The sequence below is a fragment of the Paenibacillus dendritiformis genome, from assembly GCF_945605565.1.
Lineage (GTDB): Bacteria > Bacillota > Bacilli > Paenibacillales > Paenibacillaceae > Paenibacillus_B > Paenibacillus_B dendritiformis_A.
Genome location: NZ_OX216966.1, coordinates 4910233 through 4929811 on the forward strand (window position 1 = coordinate 4910233; position 19579 = coordinate 4929811).

The 19579-nt window shown below is 58.6% G+C and carries 20 protein-coding genes; 5 read left to right on the top strand and 15 right to left on the bottom strand.

Annotation, left to right across the window (positions count from 1 at the left end):
- Window positions 1-129 precede the first annotated feature (129 nt).
- The gene (locus NNL35_RS22010) at window positions 130-444 is read left to right on the top strand and encodes a DUF485 domain-containing protein (protein ID WP_006675962.1); all 315 of its coding nucleotides are present in this window, start codon (window positions 130-132) and stop codon (window positions 442-444) included.
- Window positions 441-1973 carry a solute symporter family protein gene (locus tag NNL35_RS22015; protein WP_006675961.1) on the top strand — a complete coding sequence of 511 codons (1533 nt, stop codon included), beginning with the start codon at window positions 441-443 and terminating at the stop codon, window positions 1971-1973. Before NNL35_RS22010 ends, NNL35_RS22015 begins: the two co-directional genes overlap by 4 nt.
- Window positions 1974-2060: 87 nt before the next feature.
- Here the strand turns inward: NNL35_RS22015 and ric are convergent, their stop codons facing one another.
- The 4 genes from ric to NNL35_RS22035 all read right to left on the bottom strand — a co-directional run bounded on the left by ric (window position 2061) and on the right by NNL35_RS22035 (window position 5061).
- Window positions 2061-2747, bottom strand: coding sequence for an iron-sulfur cluster repair di-iron protein (gene ric / locus NNL35_RS22020; RefSeq protein WP_006675960.1), 687 nt, complete (start codon window positions 2745-2747; stop codon window positions 2061-2063).
- A 129-nt stretch (window positions 2748-2876) separates the two neighbouring features.
- On the bottom strand, window positions 2877-3737 hold the full coding sequence (locus NNL35_RS22025) for a DegV family protein (RefSeq protein ID WP_006675959.1): 861 nt from the start codon (window positions 3735-3737) through the stop codon (window positions 2877-2879).
- Window positions 3738-4029: 292 nt separating this feature from the next.
- On the bottom strand, window positions 4030-4545 hold the full coding sequence (locus NNL35_RS22030) for a cob(I)yrinic acid a,c-diamide adenosyltransferase (protein WP_006675958.1): 516 nt from the start codon (window positions 4543-4545) through the stop codon (window positions 4030-4032).
- Window positions 4546-4686: 141 nt separating this feature from the next.
- Window positions 4687-5061 (bottom strand): winged helix-turn-helix transcriptional regulator, encoded by a 375-nt coding sequence (locus tag NNL35_RS22035; protein WP_006675957.1) that lies wholly within the window; start codon window positions 5059-5061, stop codon window positions 4687-4689.
- A gap of 196 nt (window positions 5062-5257) precedes the next feature.
- On the opposite strand from NNL35_RS22035, the gene NNL35_RS22040 reads away from it, so the two are divergent.
- Window positions 5258-6508, top strand: a complete 1251-nt coding sequence (locus NNL35_RS22040; protein ID WP_006675956.1) for a CapA family protein — start codon at window positions 5258-5260, stop codon at window positions 6506-6508.
- Window positions 6509-6877: 369 nt separating this feature from the next.
- A complete protein-coding gene (locus tag NNL35_RS22045) occupies window positions 6878-8014 on the top strand; it encodes a GNAT family N-acetyltransferase (RefSeq protein WP_040730553.1) in 1137 nt (378 codons plus the stop codon).
- 24 nt (window positions 8015-8038) lie between these two features.
- Here the strand turns inward: NNL35_RS22045 and NNL35_RS22050 are convergent, their stop codons facing one another.
- The 11 genes from NNL35_RS22050 to NNL35_RS22100 form a co-directional block, all read right to left on the bottom strand.
- Window positions 8039-8836, bottom strand: a complete 798-nt coding sequence (locus tag NNL35_RS22050) for a LutC/YkgG family protein (RefSeq protein WP_006675954.1) — start codon at window positions 8834-8836, stop codon at window positions 8039-8041.
- The gene (locus NNL35_RS22055) at window positions 8836-10308 is read right to left on the bottom strand and encodes a LutB/LldF family L-lactate oxidation iron-sulfur protein (RefSeq protein WP_006675953.1); all 1473 of its coding nucleotides are present in this window, start codon (window positions 10306-10308) and stop codon (window positions 8836-8838) included. The genes NNL35_RS22050 and NNL35_RS22055 overlap by 1 nt, the downstream gene beginning before the upstream one ends.
- Window positions 10305-11036 (bottom strand): (Fe-S)-binding protein, encoded by a 732-nt coding sequence (locus tag NNL35_RS22060; protein WP_006675952.1) that lies wholly within the window; start codon window positions 11034-11036, stop codon window positions 10305-10307. Before NNL35_RS22060 ends, NNL35_RS22055 begins: the two co-directional genes overlap by 4 nt.
- Before the next feature lie 101 nt (window positions 11037-11137).
- Complete coding sequence (locus NNL35_RS22065; protein ID WP_006675951.1) at window positions 11138-11989, bottom strand: fumarylacetoacetate hydrolase family protein; 852 nt, start codon at window positions 11987-11989, stop codon at window positions 11138-11140.
- Between the two features lie 78 nt (window positions 11990-12067).
- The gene (locus NNL35_RS22070) at window positions 12068-12841 is read right to left on the bottom strand and encodes an SDR family NAD(P)-dependent oxidoreductase (RefSeq protein ID WP_006675950.1); all 774 of its coding nucleotides are present in this window, start codon (window positions 12839-12841) and stop codon (window positions 12068-12070) included.
- 192 nt (window positions 12842-13033) lie between these two features.
- Window positions 13034-13420: a D-ribose pyranase gene (gene rbsD / locus NNL35_RS22075; RefSeq protein ID WP_006675949.1), complete on the bottom strand. Its 387-nt coding sequence runs from the start codon at window positions 13418-13420 to the stop codon at window positions 13034-13036.
- Window positions 13417-13641 (bottom strand): hypothetical protein, encoded by a 225-nt coding sequence (locus tag NNL35_RS22080; RefSeq protein WP_006675948.1) that lies wholly within the window; start codon window positions 13639-13641, stop codon window positions 13417-13419. Before NNL35_RS22080 ends, rbsD begins: the two co-directional genes overlap by 4 nt.
- Window positions 13638-14309, bottom strand: coding sequence for a cyclase family protein (locus tag NNL35_RS22085; protein WP_040730549.1), 672 nt, complete (start codon window positions 14307-14309; stop codon window positions 13638-13640). Before NNL35_RS22085 ends, NNL35_RS22080 begins: the two co-directional genes overlap by 4 nt.
- A 9-nt stretch (window positions 14310-14318) precedes the next feature.
- Window positions 14319-15113, bottom strand: a complete 795-nt coding sequence (locus NNL35_RS22090; RefSeq protein ID WP_040730546.1) for an SDR family NAD(P)-dependent oxidoreductase — start codon at window positions 15111-15113, stop codon at window positions 14319-14321.
- A 98-nt stretch (window positions 15114-15211) separates the two neighbouring features.
- Window positions 15212-16375 (bottom strand): UxaA family hydrolase, encoded by a 1164-nt coding sequence (locus NNL35_RS22095; RefSeq protein ID WP_006675945.1) that lies wholly within the window; start codon window positions 16373-16375, stop codon window positions 15212-15214.
- Window positions 16376-16425: 50 nt separating this feature from the next.
- Window positions 16426-16749, bottom strand: coding sequence for a UxaA family hydrolase (locus tag NNL35_RS22100; RefSeq protein ID WP_006675944.1), 324 nt, complete (start codon window positions 16747-16749; stop codon window positions 16426-16428).
- A gap of 440 nt (window positions 16750-17189) precedes the next feature.
- Between NNL35_RS22100 and NNL35_RS22105 the strand changes: the two genes are divergently transcribed.
- Window positions 17190-18194, top strand: a complete 1005-nt coding sequence (locus NNL35_RS22105; protein WP_006675943.1) for a LacI family DNA-binding transcriptional regulator — start codon at window positions 17190-17192, stop codon at window positions 18192-18194.
- Window positions 18195-19579: the final 1385 nt, after the last annotated feature.

A 19579-nucleotide genomic window follows, 5' to 3' on the forward strand; every position in this document is an offset into this window, starting at 1 on the left:
AGTCATCACGGCCATACGAACGAACCGTTATTTCGAAAGGGGTGTAAGCGTTTACTTTTCCTGATATAGACTCGTTATCCTGACATGGCAATGAAATCTGAACCATTGTTCGGAGGTGTATCGCGTCCTATGAAGCATGAACGCGTGAATTACGGCCAGATGGCCAAGTCGTCCCGGTTTCATACGTTAATTCAGAGCAAGAAGCGCTTCATTATCCCGCTGACGATCTTCTTTTTCCTCTTCTATTTCGCCCTGCCGATCCTGACTTCCTACACCACGATATTGAACCGGCCCGCGGTTGGCGCGATTTCCTGGGCCTGGGTATTCGCCTTCGCCCAATTCATCATGACTTGGGTCCTATGTGTCCTCTACGCCCGCAGAGCGGCCAAATTCGATAAACTGGTGGCCGAAATCAATCAGGAATGGAGTGGGGAACGCGAATGAGCACAACGGCGTTCATTTTGTTTTTGGCCATCGTGATGCTGACCATGGTCATTACATACATAGCGGCGAAGAAGACGCGCAGCGCAGCGGATTTCTACACGGCTGGCGGCGGCCTGAAGGGCTGGCAGAACGGGCTGGCCATCGCGGGGGATTATATGTCCGCGGCTTCGTTCCTGGGCATCGCCGGATCGATCGCTCTCGTCGGCTTCGACGGCTTCTTCTATTCGATCGGCTTCCTCGTCGCCTATCTCGTCGTCCTGTATCTTGTCGCGGAGCCTTTGCGCAATCTGGGCAAGTTCACCTTGGCCGATATGATTGCCGCCCGCTTCAATAATATGAAAATCCGGGGCGTCGCCGCGCTGAATACGGTGACGATCTCGACCTTCTATATGATCGCCCAGCTCGTCGGGGCCGGGGCGCTCATCAAGCTGCTGCTCGGGATCGATTATGTATGGGCCGTCCTCATCGTCGGCTGCCTGATGACGCTGTATGTCGTCTTCGGCGGCATGCATGCCACCTCATGGGTGCAGATCATCAAGGCGATCCTGCTCATGGGCGGGACCTTCCTGCTCTCCATCTTCGTCTTCTCCAAATTCAACTTCAGTCTGACCGGCATGTTCGAGCAGATGAAGACGGCGACTCCGCTCGGGGAAGCCTTTTTGAATCCGGGCAACAAATACACCAATCCGCTGGATACGCTCTCGCTCAATCTCGGACTGGTGCTCGGAACCGCCGGCCTGCCGCATATTCTTATTCGCTTCTTCACGGTGAAGGACGCGCCGACAGCCCGTTCCTCGGTCGTCTATGCCACCTGGATTATCGGCCTGTTCTACATCCTGACCATCTTCCTCGGCTTCGGCGCCGCCGCCTTCGTCGGGACCGACGCGATACTCGCGGCGGACAAGGGCGGCAATATGGCCGCGCCGCTTCTGGCCCAGGCGCTCGGCGGCGATTTCTTCTTCGCCCTGATCTCGGCTGTCGCGTTCGCGACCATTCTCGCTGTCGTCACCGGCCTGGTCCTCTCGGCCGCCTCCGCCTTCGCGCATGATTTCTACAACCATATCGTGCGCAAGGGCAAAGCCAATGAACGCGAGCAGATGAAGGCCGCCCGCTTCGCCTCCATCGGCGTATCGGTGCTCTCGATTGCCTTGGCGCTGCTCGCTTCGAAGCTGAATGTCGCCTTCCTGGTCGGCCTTGCCTTCGCCGTCGCGGCCAGCGCGAACCTTCCGGTCATTCTGTTCACGATCTTCTGGCGCCGCTTCAATACGGCGGGGGCGATCAGCGGCATGCTGACCGGATTGCTGTCGGCGATTGCGCTCGTCGCTGTCTCCCCGAGCATCTGGGATCCGGCCGGCAAGGCGATCTTCATCGGAGAGCCGCTCATCACGCTTACGAACCCGGGCATTATCTCGATCCCGCTCGGCTTCATCGGCGCCTGGATCGGGACGATCGTGTCATCGCGCAGCAAAGATGCGGATGCGAAGTTCGATGAGGTGCTGGTCAAAGCCAACACCGGCATTCATATGTAACCGGCAGCGCGGCCGAATCCACGCGAAGCAGCCCCCGGCGTCATCGATTGACGCGGGGGCTGTCCTCTGTACTGTGTCCGATGTGCGTTAACCGGCAATACGCGGGAACAGCACATTATTTTCCAAATGCACATGCTCGAAGGTCATCGATTCCAGCTCTTCCAGCCGCGCATAGGCGACGCGGTAGGTCGTGCAGGCGCCTTCCGGCGGCGTGAAATCCGATGTTTCCTCTCGCAGCCGCTTCAGCAGCGCCCCGGCTCCATCATGCTCCTCCGCCAGCTCCGCTACCACGGCCCGGGCTTCCGCCGCCGTCGCTTCCGGATCGTCCTCATACCGGAGGATGAGCGGGAAGTGAGAATCTTCCTCCTTCTCGATATGCGCCTCCAGTTCGGCCTTCAGCTGCAAGAACGTCTCATGCACCTTGGCCAGATGGGGTTGATCCCCGCCATGCACATGATATACGCGCGCCACATTCGCCGTTATTGCCGGCAGCTGCTCGCGCAAGTACTGGTGATGCTTATTCACGATATATTCAATCAGCGAGCGGGAAGACATGAACTGCCAATCGACGCCCGTTCCCGCCGCAGGAGCCGCTTCACGCATCCGGTTCAACTCGGTGATAACCTCTTCTGCCGCAAGTCCCCGTTCGGCGGCGGCTTCGTGTATCGGACGGTTGCCCCCGCAGCAGAAATCAATTTTCAACCGCTTAAATAAATCGCTCGCCGCCGGATAACGCAGCACGGCATCGCGTACCGTCATCTCCTCCGTAAACATGTGACACCTCTCCCTTCCTCGTCCAGCGCTTCAGCTCGGCGGCATAGCCGCCAGGCTTGCGCTGTAACCTGATCATACCCCCGGGGAAGGGACAGGATAGTGATTGCGATCACCGAAAAATAGACAAATCTACGACAGAGCAGGCGCTTCCTGATAAGAAATCAGGACGCCGCCTTCCCCTGCATAGGTTCCGATCACCGGCCCCATATTGACGAACAGCACCTGATCGAACGGATACTTGTCCAGCAAATCGCGGAGAAAGACTTTGGCGCGCTCCTCGCAGTTGGAATGAGCGAGGGCAATCCAGTTCTTGTCGACCTGATGCCACGCATCGCCCACCTTGTCGATCAGGCGCCGCAGCGTCTTCTGGGTGCCGCGGATTTTTTCCATCACTTCAATCGAGCCTTCTTCGCTCGCTTCCATCAGAAGCTTAATATTCAGCATCGAGGCGACCGTCCCCTTAATCCGGCTCAACCGGCCGCCGCGGATGACATTTTCCAGTGTATCCAATGTAAAATAAGTCCGTGTATGCTTAATAAAATGAACCATCTTCGCCATCAGGTCATGCAGCTCTTCCCCTGCCCGGGCCAATTGGGCCGCCCGCACGGCCAGCAGTCCGAGCCCCATCGACGCCGTCTTCGTATCCAGCACCTCAATCCGGTTCGGATGTCCTTCTTCCTCATACATGGTCTTGGCCATCAGCGCGTGATTGTAAGTGCTGCTCAGCTGAGAGGTCAGCGATAAGACGAGAATGTCCTTGTCGGTTCCAAGAGATCGATACATATGATAGAAGTCGGCAGGCGAAGGACTCGCTGTATTCGGCAGCTCGTGCTCCTCCCGCATCCGTTCATAGAAGGAATCCGTATTCATATCGGATGTCAATACGTCTTGCCCGAATCGAACGTACAGCGGAACGACGTGGATGCCGTAATGCTCTACCAGCTCCGGCGTCAGGTCCGAGCTCCCGTCCGTGATGATGTGAATGGTCATGTCAGTCTCCTGTCTCATAGTGAAATGTGATTGTTAATCTCAATCTGCGTTCAAATCGTCGGGTTTTCAGCACCGAGAAGGTTGCGAGAACCTGAAGAAAGACGACGATTTGAACAACCTCTTAAATTTACCCCTGTCATTCCGCTTAATTATAAGGGCTGCAGGATAGGTTGACAACGATAAAAAGGGTCGCCGTCCCGCAGCACGCCCCTTCGACATAAAAATAGCGGGCGCATAACTCCTTCGGAGCTGCGCCCGCCGTGCCGCCCGGTGAGGGCGTTCGCCCGCAAGCCTATCGCTCACCCTGCTTCCCGCTCACGCGGTCTGCAAGCCACCATAAGTACGTTGACAACCGATTGATATATTGCAATACGACCTTCGAGGCGATCTCATCACGCATCAAGGTGACGATTCGCCGTTCCGCCCGCCGGCATACGCCGCGGCACACCATCAGCCTCGCAGACAGGGGATTGTCCGGGTAGCCGGCTTGAAGCGGCTCCGCCGGGGGATGCTCCTCCATGCGCCGTTCCAGCTGTTCAACCGCCTCCAGCGCAAGCCGGTAAGGCCGGAATTCCGGCGAGACGACGGCCAGATCATGGCTGCAATCGAACAGATATTGCTGGATTCCCGTCAATTCGGCCGCAAGCTCGGCCTCCCCGTCGATCTCCGCCTGGCGAATGGCCGAACTCAAGAACGTGTTCAATTCATCAACCGTTCCGTAAGCTTCCACCCGAGCATGATCCTTGTCGACCCGCCCGCGAATGACACTCGTCTTGCCGCCGTCTCCCGTCCTTGTGTAAATACCCAATCATCATTCTCCTTTGCGTGATAAACCGTTAGTCGTTGCTTCATTCATTGCGAAATACGATGCCTTGGGCATAATGTCGATAATGCGCCTCTGGCAGCGCCCGATCTTCCGAACGCGGCGACCAGCGCCGCTTCAACCTTGTCAGGAATCGTCCGAATCCGTTGCAGCGGATTCATCCGACTCTCCGCAGTCCGCCGACTCGCTCACCCATGTCTCCGCCCAATGTTGAATGGCTTCCATGACCGGCTGCAGCGCCAGCCCCTTGTCGGTCAGTTCGTACTCAATGCGCACCGGAGTCTCCGGATAGACGTTGCGCACGACAATGCCGGCTGCCTCCAAATCTTTCATTCGCTCACTTAGCATCTTGTCGCTCATCGCAGGAATGAGCGCGGAGATATCTTTGAACCGCTTCGGTCCGCTGAGCAGGACCTGAATGAGAAGCCCGTTCCAGCGCTTCCCTAATACACAGAACGCGGATTCAAAACGGGGACACATCCCCAAATGATGGGATTCCATATCATCATCCCTCCTTCATAGCTTACAAAATGTAAGCAAGTTTATTTTACCATAGCGTTTTCAAAAAGAAAATGGGGAAGACTCAAGTCAAGTAACAAAATTTATAGTATATTGCAAATATTTTGAAACTTATTTCCGGATGTTAACGAATATAATGAAAGCGGTGAAGTGACCTTTTATACATAGGAGGTGCCCATTGAGCACATTTCGGGAATCACGCCGCGGGCGTCACCGGCGGCTGAAGCAGCGCCGCAGGCGCAAATGGACAGCTGCGCTAGCGATTGCTGCTGCCGCCCTGCTGTTCTCCGCCGGCATCCTCCTCCATGCGATGGACGGACCGCAGCAAGACCAGGGAGAACAGGCAGCAGCCGCTCCCTACGGGGCCCCTCCCGCAGAGGGCAAGACTCCGAAGAACGGCGAGGTTGCGCCGCTTCCCCCGGTTAACGGGCCCGCAGACGGGGCCAACGACGCGGCAGACGGGCCGATTCGGCTCGTGTTTGCGGGCGACGCGCTCATGGACTGGTCGGTCAAAGAGACGATTCGCAAGGAAGGCCCGGACTATCCGTTCGTGCATGTGGCCGAGGAAATACAGGAAGCCGATTTCGCCGTCGTCAATCTGGAGACCGCCGTCACCTTCCATGACCAAAAAGATACGAACCAGCTGTTCAATTTCAAATCCGACCCAATCTCGCTGGAAGGATTGAAGAATGCCGGCTTCGATCTCGTATCGATCGCCAACAATCATACACTCGACTTCAAGCAAAAAGGCTTTCTCGATACGCTCGCGAATCTGGAGCATTACGAGTTGCCCTATATGGGAGGCGGCAAAAACCGCGAGGAGGCTTACCGCGCCCATGAAGTGACGATTAAGGGGAAGCGCATCAAATTCCTCGCCTTCTCCCGCTTCATTCCCCAGACATACTGGTTCGCCGCGGATGACCGGCCAGGCATCGCAGAGGCGTACAACAAGTCAAGCGTGCTGCCTGTCATTCGCAAAGAGAGCCAGGATTGCGATTATTTATTCGTCTATATGCACTGGGGCGTCGAGAAGAACAACAAGCCCGAGCCGTGGCAGCGAACCTATGCCCGCGAGATGATTGACGCCGGGGCCGACGGCATCGTCGGCAGCCATGTGCACGTGCTGCAAGGCTTCGAATGGTACAACGGCAAGCCGATTGCCTATTCGATAGGCAACTTTCTTTTTCCGGATTACGTGAAGGGGAAAAATGCGGATACAGGCCTGCTCACGCTGACGATGGAGGATGGCGAGATTCGCATGTCCTTCAGTCCGTATCAAATCTACCGGGATCAGATCATCAAGAAGGACGATGCCTACGTGAAGCGGCAATTGACGTATTTGGAGTCCATCTCCTATGACGTGGCCATTGGCGCCGACCGGGCGGTGGAGGCGATCCGGGCGAAGCCTCCGGCTTCCGGCAAGCAATAAGCAATCTTACGGGATTACGAAAAAAAGAGCGGATCAGGCGGCACGGGCGCCTGATCCGCTTTTTGCCGCCGCGGCCCGGGCCGGCCCAGCGAAGTCCGGCGGCCTATTAATCGCAGGCCGGCATGCCGTTCTCTTGTCATCGCCAGGTTCCTTAGGCATGCCCAACCGCCCAAAATCGCGCAGCTTCCAAGGCGATGCACGGCGGAGGGGAATTATGTCTTTTTTATGTCCAATTTGCCATCAAGTAGGTATCTTGCCTCCTTCATCGAAATAAAGTAAGAGCCAGAGGCAAAAAACGGATATATCCCGTCATGTGCAATTCCCGCCTCCGGAATTGAATTAACCCGCAACCCGATAAGGAGGAGTACCATGGAACAAATACGAATGCTGCAGCCGCTCGATTACGAGCAGGCGGTGCAACTGTCGGACAAGGTGTTCCGCAACAGCCGGCAAATCTCAATGGAACACGGCTTCCCATACTTGTTCTCGCCCGTCTTTGCCCATTCCTACGGCGTATTTCGGGACGATAAGCTTATCGCGCATATGGGGCTCCTGCCTGCCAAGCTGCGCATCGGCACAGCCCGCCTTCCCGTTTTCTCGCTCGGTTCCGTCTGCACCGAGCCGGAAGCCCGGGGCAGCGGAGTCGCGACCGAGCTGCTCCATCGCGTCATGCGCCATGTCGACGATATGGGAGCGGCGCTGCTCTTCATCTCGGGCGGCCGTACCCTTTACCGCCGGAACCGCTGTTATTCGTTCGGCCGCTTGACAGCGTATACATTGACGGCCGAGGCGAGCCGGGACGCCGCCATTCCGAAGGCGGAAGAGGGAGCGAACGATGCTCGCCTTCGTGAGCTCTCCAGCTTCGACTGCTTCGCCTTCCATGATCTGACGCTGCAGCATACGGCTGCCTTCGACATGAGCGTATGGGATCTGGCCGGCCTGAAGGATGCCGCCGCCTATGCGTCCTGCCGGGAGATGAAGCCGAAGCTGTACGGTCTGGAACGCGGCGGGGCGCTTACCGCGTATGCTTATGTGCTGAAGCCGAAGCCTTCCCAGACCGATCGGCTGCCGATCGTGCTTGAATATGGCGGAGCCGACGCTCCGCAGCTCGTGCGGCTGCTGCAGAGCATTCCGGCTTATGAGCGGCTGGAGGTGGTCGTCCCTTGGCAGGACAATGCCATGCACCGCGAGCTGTCCGCCTGCCCGGCCCATGTCCGCCACAATGACGGCACGGTATATGTTCCGTCCATGGCGCGGCTCATCCGTCTGCTTCGGGACTGGTGGCAGTCGACCGGGTCGCCTGCCGCGCGCATCGAAGCGGATGATCTCGGAGACGGCCAGGTCCGCCTTCGCTACCCGGACGCGGAAGCAGCCGTATTGTCCGAGGAAGAGACAATACGGCTGCTGTTCGAGCCGGGGGCGGACATTCCGCTGCCGGAATCATGGCCGCGCGATCTCCGCATGACGGTGCCGCTGCCGCCGCTGACCGGCTTATATTATATCTAAATCCGCACCGGCGCTGCTAAGTGCCTAAGTGCCGTCCGATGTCAAAATGACGACACCCACCACACCCGGGCCGTGAACGCCGATCGTGAGATCATTCTCGATATCGGCGCTGCGGCTCGGCCCCGTTATCAGATTCAGCGAGGCCGGCAGGCCGCCTTCCCGGTTCGCCGTCCCGTTCACCCGTTCGAATGCCTCGCCCATCCGGGCCACGATCCGCTCGGCCGGCAGTATGGCGAGCAGCATGCCCGGGAGCAGGCTGACCGAGCGGCCTTGACGCCCGGCGGACCATACCGCCAGCGTGCCGGTGTTGGCGATCGCGGCCTCGGGCGCGACGATGCCGAGATGGCACCGCTCGGCGGCGCGCAGCAAGGGGCTTCGCGCCTGCCACTTCGCTCCGGCAAGCGCTCCCGCTTCGCCGGGCTCGGAGAGGCCCAATGCCTCCAGCTCGGCTTCATTGTCCCGATCGTCCGCCCACGGAACCCCGCTCAAGCCCTGCTCCTGCAGCACCTGCGGGACGCCGTACCCTCGCAGCTCCTCCGTATCCGCATAGAGCACGCGCTCCAGCGGGCCGCGCTGCCGGAAGCGGACGAGGATCTCTTCAATGCCCGCCGCCGCTTCCTCCTTCGGCACGATGACCGCTTCGCCGGTGAGCGCCGTCCAATTACTTACGAACAGCTGAAGGCGCTCGTCCGCGTTCAGGCTCTCCATCCGGTCCCGATATTCCCCCGGCACGCCCCGGTATAAATGGGCCGGCGCTTCCGTCAACGGCCCGGAACGGCCGAGCCGGGACGCAATCGCGGCGAGAAACGCATGACGCTCCATTACGAATCCCTCCCCTTCTCGCGGTCCGCCCGCGCCAATTCCGCTTGCAGCTTATCCCACCGGTCTCGGAACGACTGCTTCGGTATCGCCGGGAACGTCCGCGATGCAGTCCAGCCGCCAAGCGGGCCCGGCCCTTTGCGGATCACGCCACCGCGCACGAGCGGCTTCTGGCCGTAATAAGCGGCTTTGCCCGCCATCCGGTACCATTTCACCTGGCTGAATACTTTGCCGAACAACTGGAACCCGAGCCGTTCGGCCTGCGGCGTATATCCTTCTTTCACTTTGCGGGCGCGCAGATGAACGAGCATGTCATGGAGCGGAATTTTGACCGGGCAGGCTTCATAACACGCCCCGCAGAGCGATGACGCGTAGGCGAGCGTCCCCGCCTCCTTCATATCCTGCTGCAGCAGCGGAGTCAGCACGGCCCCGATCGGACCGCTGTAGACCGAGCCGTACGTATGGCCGCCCACATGCCGGTAGACCGGACATACATTCAGGCAAGCCGCGCATCGGATGCAGTGCAGTACCTGCTGGAACTGCGGATCGCCGAGCTGCGCCGAGCGCCCGTTGTCGAGAATAATGATGTGCAGCTCCTCCGGGCCGTCCAGATCGCCCCGCTGCCTTGGACCGGTGATGAACGACGTATACGTCGTCAGCTTCTGTCCCGTCGCGCTGCGGGCCAGCAGGTTCAGCATCACCTCGACATCGTCGAAGGTCGGGACGAGCCGCTCCATCCCCATGACGACGACATGCGTCTTCGGCAAGGTCGTCACCATGCGCCCATTGCCCTCGTTCGAGACGATCGTCACCGTGCCGGACTCGGCGATGCCGAAGTTGCAGCCCGAGAGCCCGATGTCCGCTTCCAGGAAAAATTGGCGCAGCTTCCGCTTGGCGAACGCGGCCAGCTCCTTCGTCTCCGGCGGAAGCGGCTTGCCGGCCTCTTTCGTGAACAGCTCGGCAATCTGGGACTTGTTCTTATGGATGGCCGGAATAATCAGATGGGAGGGCGTCTCCTTCGCCAGCTGCAAAATATATTCGCCCAGGTCGGTCTCAATCGCGTCGATCCCCTGTTCGCGCAGCCGCTCGTTCAGATGCATTTCTTCCGACACCATCGACTTGCCCTTCGCCACCAGCTTCGCCTGCTTCTCCTTCGCGATCGCCAGGAAGACCTGCACTGCTTCGTCCCCCGTCGCGCAAAAATGAACCCGCGCGCCGCGCCGTTCCGCCTGCTCCGCGAATTGACCCAAATAATAGTCCAAATGCTCGATCGTATCCTGCCGAATCGCCTGGCCGCGGCTGCGCCACGTTTCCCAGTCGCCGAATTCTTCGGCAGCGCTCAAGCGGCCGGTTCGGAGCTTATTCGTCGTGAACGCCACGGCTTGACGCAGGAACGCGTCCTGAAGCACCGCCCTCGTCCGCTGCTTCAGGCCGCTGCCGATGCCGCCTTGAGCGGAGGATATCTCCGTACTCATGCCCGCTTCACTCCTTCCTCCAGCAGTTGGGCGAGATGCATGACGCGAATCGGCTTGCCGGCCTGGTTGAGCCGGCCGCCAATGTTCATCAGGCAGCCCATATCCGTCCCGATCAGAATATCCGCTTGCGTCGATACGACATGCTCCGCCTTCTCCGTGACCATCGCGCCGGACATCTCCGGCATCTTCACGGCGAACGTGCCGCCGAAGCCGCAGCAGTCCTCCTGATGAGGCAGATCGACGAGCTTCAGCCCCCTCACATGGCGCAGCAACGTCACCGGCTCGTCGCCGATGCCGAGCAGCCGCATGCCGTGGCAGGACGGATGATAAGTGGCCGTCCCTTCGTAGACGGCCCCGATATCGGTGCGCCCCAGCACCTTCACGATGAATTGGGACAACTCATAGGTGCGCTTCGCCGCACGCTCCGCCCGGGCCAGCCATTCCGGCTCCTCCCGGAACAAATCCCCGTAATAATGGCACGCCATGCCGGCACAGGAGCCGGATGGCGTCACAATGTAGTCGCTATGCTCGAACGCCCTCAGCCATTGCCGCGCGACCTCCCGCGCGTCATCATGATAGCCGCTGTTGAACGCAGGCTGCCCGCAGCACGTCTGGAGCTGCGGGAAATCAACGTCGCAGCCGAGACGGTGCAGCAGCCGGACCGCGCTCTCCGCCACGTCGGGAAAGCAAGTATCCGCCAGACAAGTGACAAATAAAGATACGCGCATCGAAGTCCCTTCTTTCTTCTCGGATCGAATTACCCAAATATCCGCTTCTCGCCTGCCTAAAAAGCGCTTGAAGGAGCTGTCCCCTTCAAGCGCCGTCCGATCTACCGTTCGGCCACCATCCGGTTCGTCAAAGCGCCGAGCTTTTCGATTTCAATCGTGACCATATCGCCGTCCTTCAAGTAGACGCGCTCGGCTTCCGGCAGACCGAACACGACCCCTTCCGGCGTGCCCGTCAAAATGAGATCGCCCGGAAGCAGGGTCATATGACGCGATATATAGCTGATGATCTGCTTGCAGTTGAAGATCATGTCCGCCGTATTCGAATGCTGGCGCGTCTCCCCATTGACGATGCATCGGATATCGAGCTGGTTCGGATCGCCCACCTCATCGGCCGTAACGAGATACGGCCCGAGCGGACTGAAGCCGTCGCAGGACTTGCCAAGCATCCATTGATGCGTGCGCATCTGCAGATCGCGAGCCGACAGGTCGTTCACGTTGCAGTAGCCGAACACATAGTCGAGCGCTTCCTCCTCCGCTACATCCTTGGCAGACTTGCCGATGACGATGACGAGTTCGGCCTCGTAATCTACCGCTTGGCTGACGCGCGGCAGCACGACATCATGGCCGTGGCCGGTCAGCGTATTATTGAATTTGTTGAACAGAATCGGAACTTCCGGAATCGGAGCATTCGTCTCCTCCGCATGCTTCCGGTAGTTCAGTCCGACACAGATGATCTTTTGCGGGTCCGTGACGCAAGGCCCGCAGGTCAGATCCTTCTCATCGAGAACATCGTCCGCGCCGGCGGCGTAAGCCTCGACCTCCCGCAGGACGTCCCGGCCTCCCGAGATAACCTCGCTGATCGTATATTTGCCGCTGATGTCGACGATGCCCCGATCCGTCTTGACGCCCGCGCGCAGCCGTTGATCGTGATCATAGAACGTGATAAATTTCACCGTAATTTCCTCCCTCACTGGATATAATGGGCACTAGACAGGCAGAGTCCGGCGGTGCCGGGTCCGCGTCTGCGCGGATTACGCATTTTTGCCGAAGACCACGCCGCCGTCCACGTACAACGGGGAGCCCATAATAAATTTGGCTTCGTCCGAAGCCAGGAACAGCGCCGCTTCCGCCACATCCTCAGGCATGCCGAGTTCGCCGCTCAGCTGCCGTGTCTTGATGGAAGCAATCGCTTGCTCCGGATCATCATAAGAATTGCGCAGATACTGCTCGACGAACGGGGTGTAGATCGTTCCCGGCAGAAGCGCATTCACCCGAATATTGTACGGGGCGTAATCCACCTGCATCGATTTGGTCAAGGACAATACCGCGCCCTTCGTTGCCGCGTAGGATGCGCGGTTCGCCAGCCCCATCTCGGCGATGCAGGAGGACATGTTGATAATCGCGCCGCTCTGCTGCTCGATCATATACGGAATGACATATTTGCTCGGCAGGAAGACGCCGCGGATATTAATCGCAATGACGCGATCCCATGCCTCGGGTTCGATCTCATGCAGCCTTCCTACGCCGCTGACCCCCGCATTGTTGAACAGAACATCAATGCGCCCATACTGCCGCATCACCGTATCGGCTATGGCCTGAGCTTCCTCCGGAACGGTGACGTCCACCTGCACGAACGAAGCGGCTCCGCCCTGTTCCGTGATCAGCTTCACGGTCTCCTGGCCTGCATCCGGCTGGATGTCGGCTACGACGACCACCGCTCCCTCGCTCGCGAAGCGCAGCGCCGAGCTGCGGCCAATGCCGGAGCCCGCGCCTGTAATGATGCATACTTTCCCTTGTAAACGCATGCCGATGACCCCTTCCCTCGATATCCATTTTTCATCATTCCATTTTCAGAAAAGAAAAGCGTTCATGATGGAAGCCTTTACAACGATAATCGGCCAAAGCTGTACATACAAGGGAACAGGCCTGTGACGGCCCGTTCCCACATCCTGCGATGCAGCTGTGGAGGCCGGCGCAAACCCGGCCTCTCCTGCCAATCATCCGGATACGATAATCAGATTCGCATACGGGGTCGTATCCCCTGTCCGGATGATCGCTCTCGATTCCGTGCACAGCTGCTTGAACTGGACGTGCGGCAGCACCTTCCAACGCACATCCGGCATCAACTGCTTCAACAGGGCGACCCGCTCCGGACTGAAGGCTTGCATTTCCTCGGTAATGATAATGCAATCGATCACGAATTCGCCGGCGATGGCCCGCAGCGCGTCCGTGACGGCCGGCAGATCATCGGTCAGGGCCAGATCGACCCGCTCTACTCCGAGCGGTACCGGGAATCCGCGATCGCAGATCGTCAGCATATCGGTATGTCCCGTCTCGGCCAGGATACGGTTCAGTTGGGGATGAAGCACTCCGCCTTTTTTCATGAGTCCTCCCCCTCCCGGCCGCGAGCTTCCGCCATCCGAGCCACTTCTTCGCGTTGGTCCAGCGTAATGAGTTCCCGGAACGTCGGGCCCGGCCGCTTGAGGTACATCTGCTCGATGCCGTCGACCACCGTAACGGCGACCAGTTCCCAGCCGGATTGGCCCAGCTCGTTCAATGCGGCCGCATTATACTCGATTCGATACTCCCACGTGACAAGACTCATGGACGAGCCTCCCACTGGATCGCCACGATCCGCGCAGGCGCTCCGCTCGAATCCCGTATTTTGAGCGGCATCGCCATCACATGCCAGTCGCCCTCCCGAAGCGCGGGATCATCGAGCTGCAGCCCTTCGGCGACCCACATATCCGCGCCGAGTACGATGCGGTGCGTCTCCTCGTTCTCTTCGCCCGTGCCGCCGATGCTGAAATGATCGATACCAACCGCCTTCACGCCGCACGCGGCCAAGTAACGGGCGCCCTCATTGGACAGATACGGAGATTCATAGATCCATTCCTTGGTCCAGCCCCGCTTCTCGCCCCAGCCGGTATACAGCAGCGCGACCGCGTCGCTGTTCAGTTGTTCGGCGTACGGCTCCAGATCCGATCGTCCAATCGGGTAACCCTTGCCCCGATCCTGCAGCGGGATGAAGACCATCCGCCCTTGAAAGGCGTCTACCGGGAATTGATCCAAAGTCTTGCTATACTCGCCCAAATGCGCCGGCGCATCCATATGCGTACCGGTGTGCAGGTTCATCGTCACCTGCTCAAGCTTCCAGCCGTCGCGCGGCCCGACGCAGATATAGTCCATTTTGGGCGGCTCGAAATCCGGCAGCACCGGGCACAAATGGTATAGCTCCTGAGAGAGATCCACCATCCGGGTGATGTTAAGCATTCGCCTCACCTACCGTTCCATATGATCGTCCGGCTGCGCCGCCTTTACCGTCAAGCCGCCGTCTACCATCAGCAAATGACCATTGACCTGCATCGCTTCCTCGGATGCGAGGAAGACGACCGCATCGCCAATCTGGCGCGCGGTGCCAAGCCGCTTCATCGGGTTGGCCTGCTCTTCCTTCTCCCGCATGCCTGGAGCAGCCAGGAACTCCGTGCACATATCGGTATCGACCGTGCTCGGGCCGACCGCATTTACGTTGATATTGAATTTGCCGAGCTCGATCGCCATCCCCTTCGTGAGCATATGCGCAGCCGCCTTGGACGACTGGTAATGCGGAATGACCGGACTGGTCACCATCAGGCTGGCCGTCGACAGCACGTTGACGATTTTGCCGAAGCGGTTGTCGATCATATGCTTCGCTGCCCGCTGCGAGCACATAAAGATAGACTTGACGTTTGTATTATAAGTGCGATCCCATGTCTCTTCCGTCACTTGCATGAACGGCTCGAACGGGGCGATGCCCGCATTGTTCACCAGTACGTCGACAGGGCCCAGCTTCGCCTCGACTTCGTCGAACATGCGGTTCACTTCCTCCTTGCTGCCGACATCCGCCTGCACGACAATCGCCTTGCGCCCAAGCTGCTCCACCTGCTGCTGCACCTTGACCGCCTTGTCGTAAGAAGCCTCCGACATATAGTTGATTGCGATATCCGCTCCTTCCTCCGCCAGGCGGATGACGATAGCTTCGCCGATGCCGCGGCTGCCTCCTGTCACCAGTGCGATTCGTCCTGTTAAACGACCCATGTTGACACGTCCTTTCTCTTGTTCCCCATGTAAAATAAGTTCCTGTCCCTTCAGGCGGCCCGCAGCCGTTCAGCTTGCCGGCCGGTTGCTGCCATTCCTTACAGGCTCGGACCGATGCGGTTGATGCTGAACTCCGCGTGGCCAAGCACTTCGGCTGTCGTCAGCTTGCCGCTGCTGACCGCCCGGATCTCGTCCCAGATGCGCTTGCCCGCTTCCTGGAGTGAATACTCCCCTTCAAGCAGGCCGCTCACATCAACATCCATATTGTCGGCCATCCGCTCCGCGCACAGGCGGTTGCCGGTAATCTTGATAACCGGAATGACGGCCGATCCGGTCGGCGTGCCGCGCCCCGTCGTGAAGCAGACAAGATGCACGCCGCCCGCGGCCATGCCGGACACGCATTCGATATCGTTGCCGGGAGAGTCCATAAAATAAAGCCCGCCCTTCGGCACCTGCTCTGCATATTCGACGATGCCTTCGATCGGGGCGGTGCCGCATTTGCTGATGCAGCCGAGCGATTTCTCCTCGATCGTGCTGAGGCCGCCCGCGATATTGCCCGGGCTCGGATTGCCGCCGCGCATATCCGCCCCCATCCGCTCGACCTCCTTCTCGAATCGATCGACGATGTGGTACAGATTGTCCGCAATCTCCGGCGTCCGGCACCGTCCGGCCAGCACATGCTCGGCCCCGATTATCTCCGTCGTCTCGCCGATGACAATGGTACCGCCTTCCCCGATAAGCGCATCCGCCGCCACGCCCAGCGCCGGGTTGGAAGCGAGGCCGCTCGTCGCATCCGAGCCGCCGCATTTGACGCCCACCTTCAGCTCGGACAACGGGATGTCCACCTTCTCCATCGCATCAAGCAGAGCCCGCATCTTGCCGGCCAGCTCGACGCCGTACTGGATCGCCTTGACAGAGCCGCCGACGCTCTGGATGTCGAACACCTCGACCGGCTTCCCGGTCTTGCGAATCTCCTCGCCGAGCTGTACCGGATCCACGACCTCGCAGCCAAGACTGACGATGAGCACTCCGCCGACGTTCGGATTTTTCCCCGTGCCGGCCAGCACGTCGAACGTGCGCTCCTTATCGGCGCCGATCTGGCTGCAGCCATGCTGATGCGGGATGGCGACCGTGTTCGGAACAAGCTGTTGAATGCGGTTGCATACCTGATTCGCGCAAATGACCGTTGGGATGATTAGCAGATGATTGCGAATGCCTACCTCGCCATTCGGACGCCGGTAGCCTTGGAATGTCATGCTCATTTATCCGATTCCCCTTCCCTAAGTTGACAAGCTGTCAGAATGAGACCCGCTTACTTGGCCGATGCCGCCTGATCCCCTCGACCGCGGATCCCTTCGATATTGTGCACATGCACATGGCTGCCGACGGGAATGCCGCAGGTCGCCCGGCCGATCACTTCTCCGTATTTGCGCACATGGTCGCCTTCCACGATCGGAACGATGGCCACCTTATGCCCGAAGGGAATCACCTGACTTACCGCAACGGCACGAGTCGCACCCGCAACCTCGCAAGTGACCGCTTCTCCCGGCTGCAATTCCCGCAGCGCCGTCGCCACATGATCGCGTTCATCCATGACGATAACGCTTACACCTTTTTGCATGACCTTCTCGCCCACGCCTGATCCCTCCTTATTTATCCCGATAAGATGACTTTAACTGGAAATGTTATCGTTAACTCAACAATATCATGCGCTCCCTCTTGATGTCAATGTTCTCTATAGCATAAAATATAATCGGTATAATCTATTTTTAAGTTCTGGCGAAAATGGTATAATTAGGACTTCACAAGGGAGCGCAAGACTCAACACCGGGTCAGCTCCTATTACGCTTCATAACCAAAAGCGGACTTAGTGAGCCGCCTCTTATTGGAAAAAGGACATGCTTCTTCAGCCTCGCTGCGCCGATCGGTTCCGTCGTAGCAGGCGCCTGGCCCGCGGATAGCTCGCTGTCCCGGCTTCAGCCCCGGATGCTGCCTTCCAGCGGCGCTTCGTTCGCTGAACGCCGACTGCAGCGTGTGCCGCCGGTGCCCATTAAATCATAGTAGGAGATTACGCCAATGGCTACCATTTATGATATTGCGAAGAAAGCCAATGTCTCGGCGATGACCGTATCCCGAGTCATCAATAATACCGGAAGAGTGAGCGAAAAGACCCGCGTCAAGGTCAAGCAGGTGATGGAGGAAATGCGGTACATCCCGAACTCGGTTGCCCGCTGCCTCGTCACGCAAGAGAGCATGATCGTGTCGCTTCTCATTACGGATATCACGAACCCGTTCTTCACGACGATGGCGCGTGGCGCCGAGGATGCCGCCATGCGGCATGGCTATCGGCTCATGTTCGGGAACAGTGACGAGAGCTTCTCAAAAGAAAAGGATTACGTCGAAATGATTCTGTCGATGCGCGTGGATGGGGTGCTGTTCGCGCCGAGCGGGGATCAATCCAGGGAGCATCTGGAGTGGCTGCAGCGCCAAAATGTGCCTTTCGTGCTGCTGGACCGCGAGGTTCCGGGCATCGACTGCGACGCCGTGCTCGGCGACAGCCGCGACGGGGCGAAGCGGATGGTGGCGGAGATGATCCGGTACGGACACCGCCGCATCGCCCTCGTGAACGGCGCTCAGGACGTATCGACCGCCCGCGAGCGGCAAGCCGGCTATATCGAGGCCTTGCAGGAAGCCGGCATCGAATTCGACGAGACGTTGGTCATGCAGACGAGCTATTCGCGCGAGCAGGACTTGTCCGTCGCGCACTGGATGGAGCTCGATCCGGAGACGCGGCCGACAGCCATCTTCGCAGCGAATAATATGCTGGCCCTGTCCGTGTTGAAATCGGTCCGCAGCTTAGGCCTGCGCGTGCCGGAGGATTTGTCGATTGCCTGCTTCGATGACTTCGGATGGGTGGAGGAAGCGAACCCGTTCTTCTCCGTCGCCTCCCAGCCAGCTTACGAATTCGGTGAGCAAGGCATGCAGCTGCTCCTGGACCGAATTAAAAACCGGGAAGACAAGCCGCGCCAGATTGTTCTCCCTTGCGACATATTGATGCGTCAGTCCGTAGGAAGAGTATAGATTAAAATGCAGGGCGCCAGGACATAACCATGTCCCCCAACACAACGTCCCGCAGCGCCCTTGAACCGCTATTGCCAGACCTGCACCCATTCCATTATACGCCGAGAAGGGACGGCCTCCGTCCCTTCTTTTCCTGCGTTTTGACGGAGACACTCATATAGTCACAGGCCCTGTTTGCCGCCGAAAAAACCACATTTATACGCCGCATATTCAGAATCCCCCTACCCTTAAGGCAGCCCCTCTCGCCTTATGCTCTGTCTCCCGTCCAGTCAGGGGTTCCGATCGCCTTATGCTCAGTCTCCCATCCAGTCAGGGGCTCTCGACTCGCCTTATGTTCGGTCTCCCATCCAGTCAGGGGCTCCGCTCGCCTTATGCTCGGTCTCCCATCCAGTCAGGGGCTCCGACTCGCCTTATGCTCGGTCTCCCGTCTAGTCAGGGGTTCTGATCGCCTTATGCTCAGTCTCCCATCCAGTCAGGGGCTCCGAATCGCCTTATGCTCGGTCTCCCATCCAGTCAGATGCTTCGCTCGCCTTATGCTCGGTCTCCCGTCCAGTCAGGGGTTCCGATCGCCTTATGCTCTGTCTCCCATCCAGTCAGGGGCTCCGAATCGCCTTATGCTCGGTCCCCCATCCAGTCAGGGGCTCTCGACTCGCCTTATGCTCGGTCTCCCATCCAGTCAGGGGCTCTCGACTCGCCTTATGCTCGGTCTCCCGTCCAGTCAGGGGTTCCGCTCGCCTTATGCTCAGTCTCCCATCCAGTCAGGGGCTCCGACTCGCCTTATGCTCGGTCTCCCATCCAGTCAGATGCTTCGCTCGCCTTATGCTCGGTCTCCCAACCGTTCAGGAAAAGCCCTACTAATTTTTCCGATTTAATAATATCTGGGCCTCTCTGCGAACTGTATTTAACCATCCGACAATCTCTTCAGTTATCCAGTTAATCTATTTATGCGTTTATGCGGACTTTCTTTTTGATAATCCCATTTTAGGAACATACTTCAGTTGCCTGCGCAAAGGGGATACTATTCATAAGCGTGGCAGATACCGGAGTGCTCACGGTTTCCTGTGCGACGGGGATATTGTTCATAAGAAAGGAAAACCCGGATAATCTCCGGTTACTGCGCTAAGGGGATACTATCCATAAAGCGTGGCAGATACCGGAGTGCTCTCGGTTTCCTGTGCGACGGGGATATTGTTCATAAGAAAGGAAAACCCGGATAGTCTCCGGTTCCTGCGCTAAGGGGATACTATTCATAAGCGTGGCAGATACCGGAGTGCTCTCGGTTTCCTGTGCGACGGGGATATTGTTCATAAGAAAGGAAAACCCCGGATACTCTCCGGTTCCTGCGCTAAGGGGATACTATCCATAAAGCGTGGCAGATACCGGAG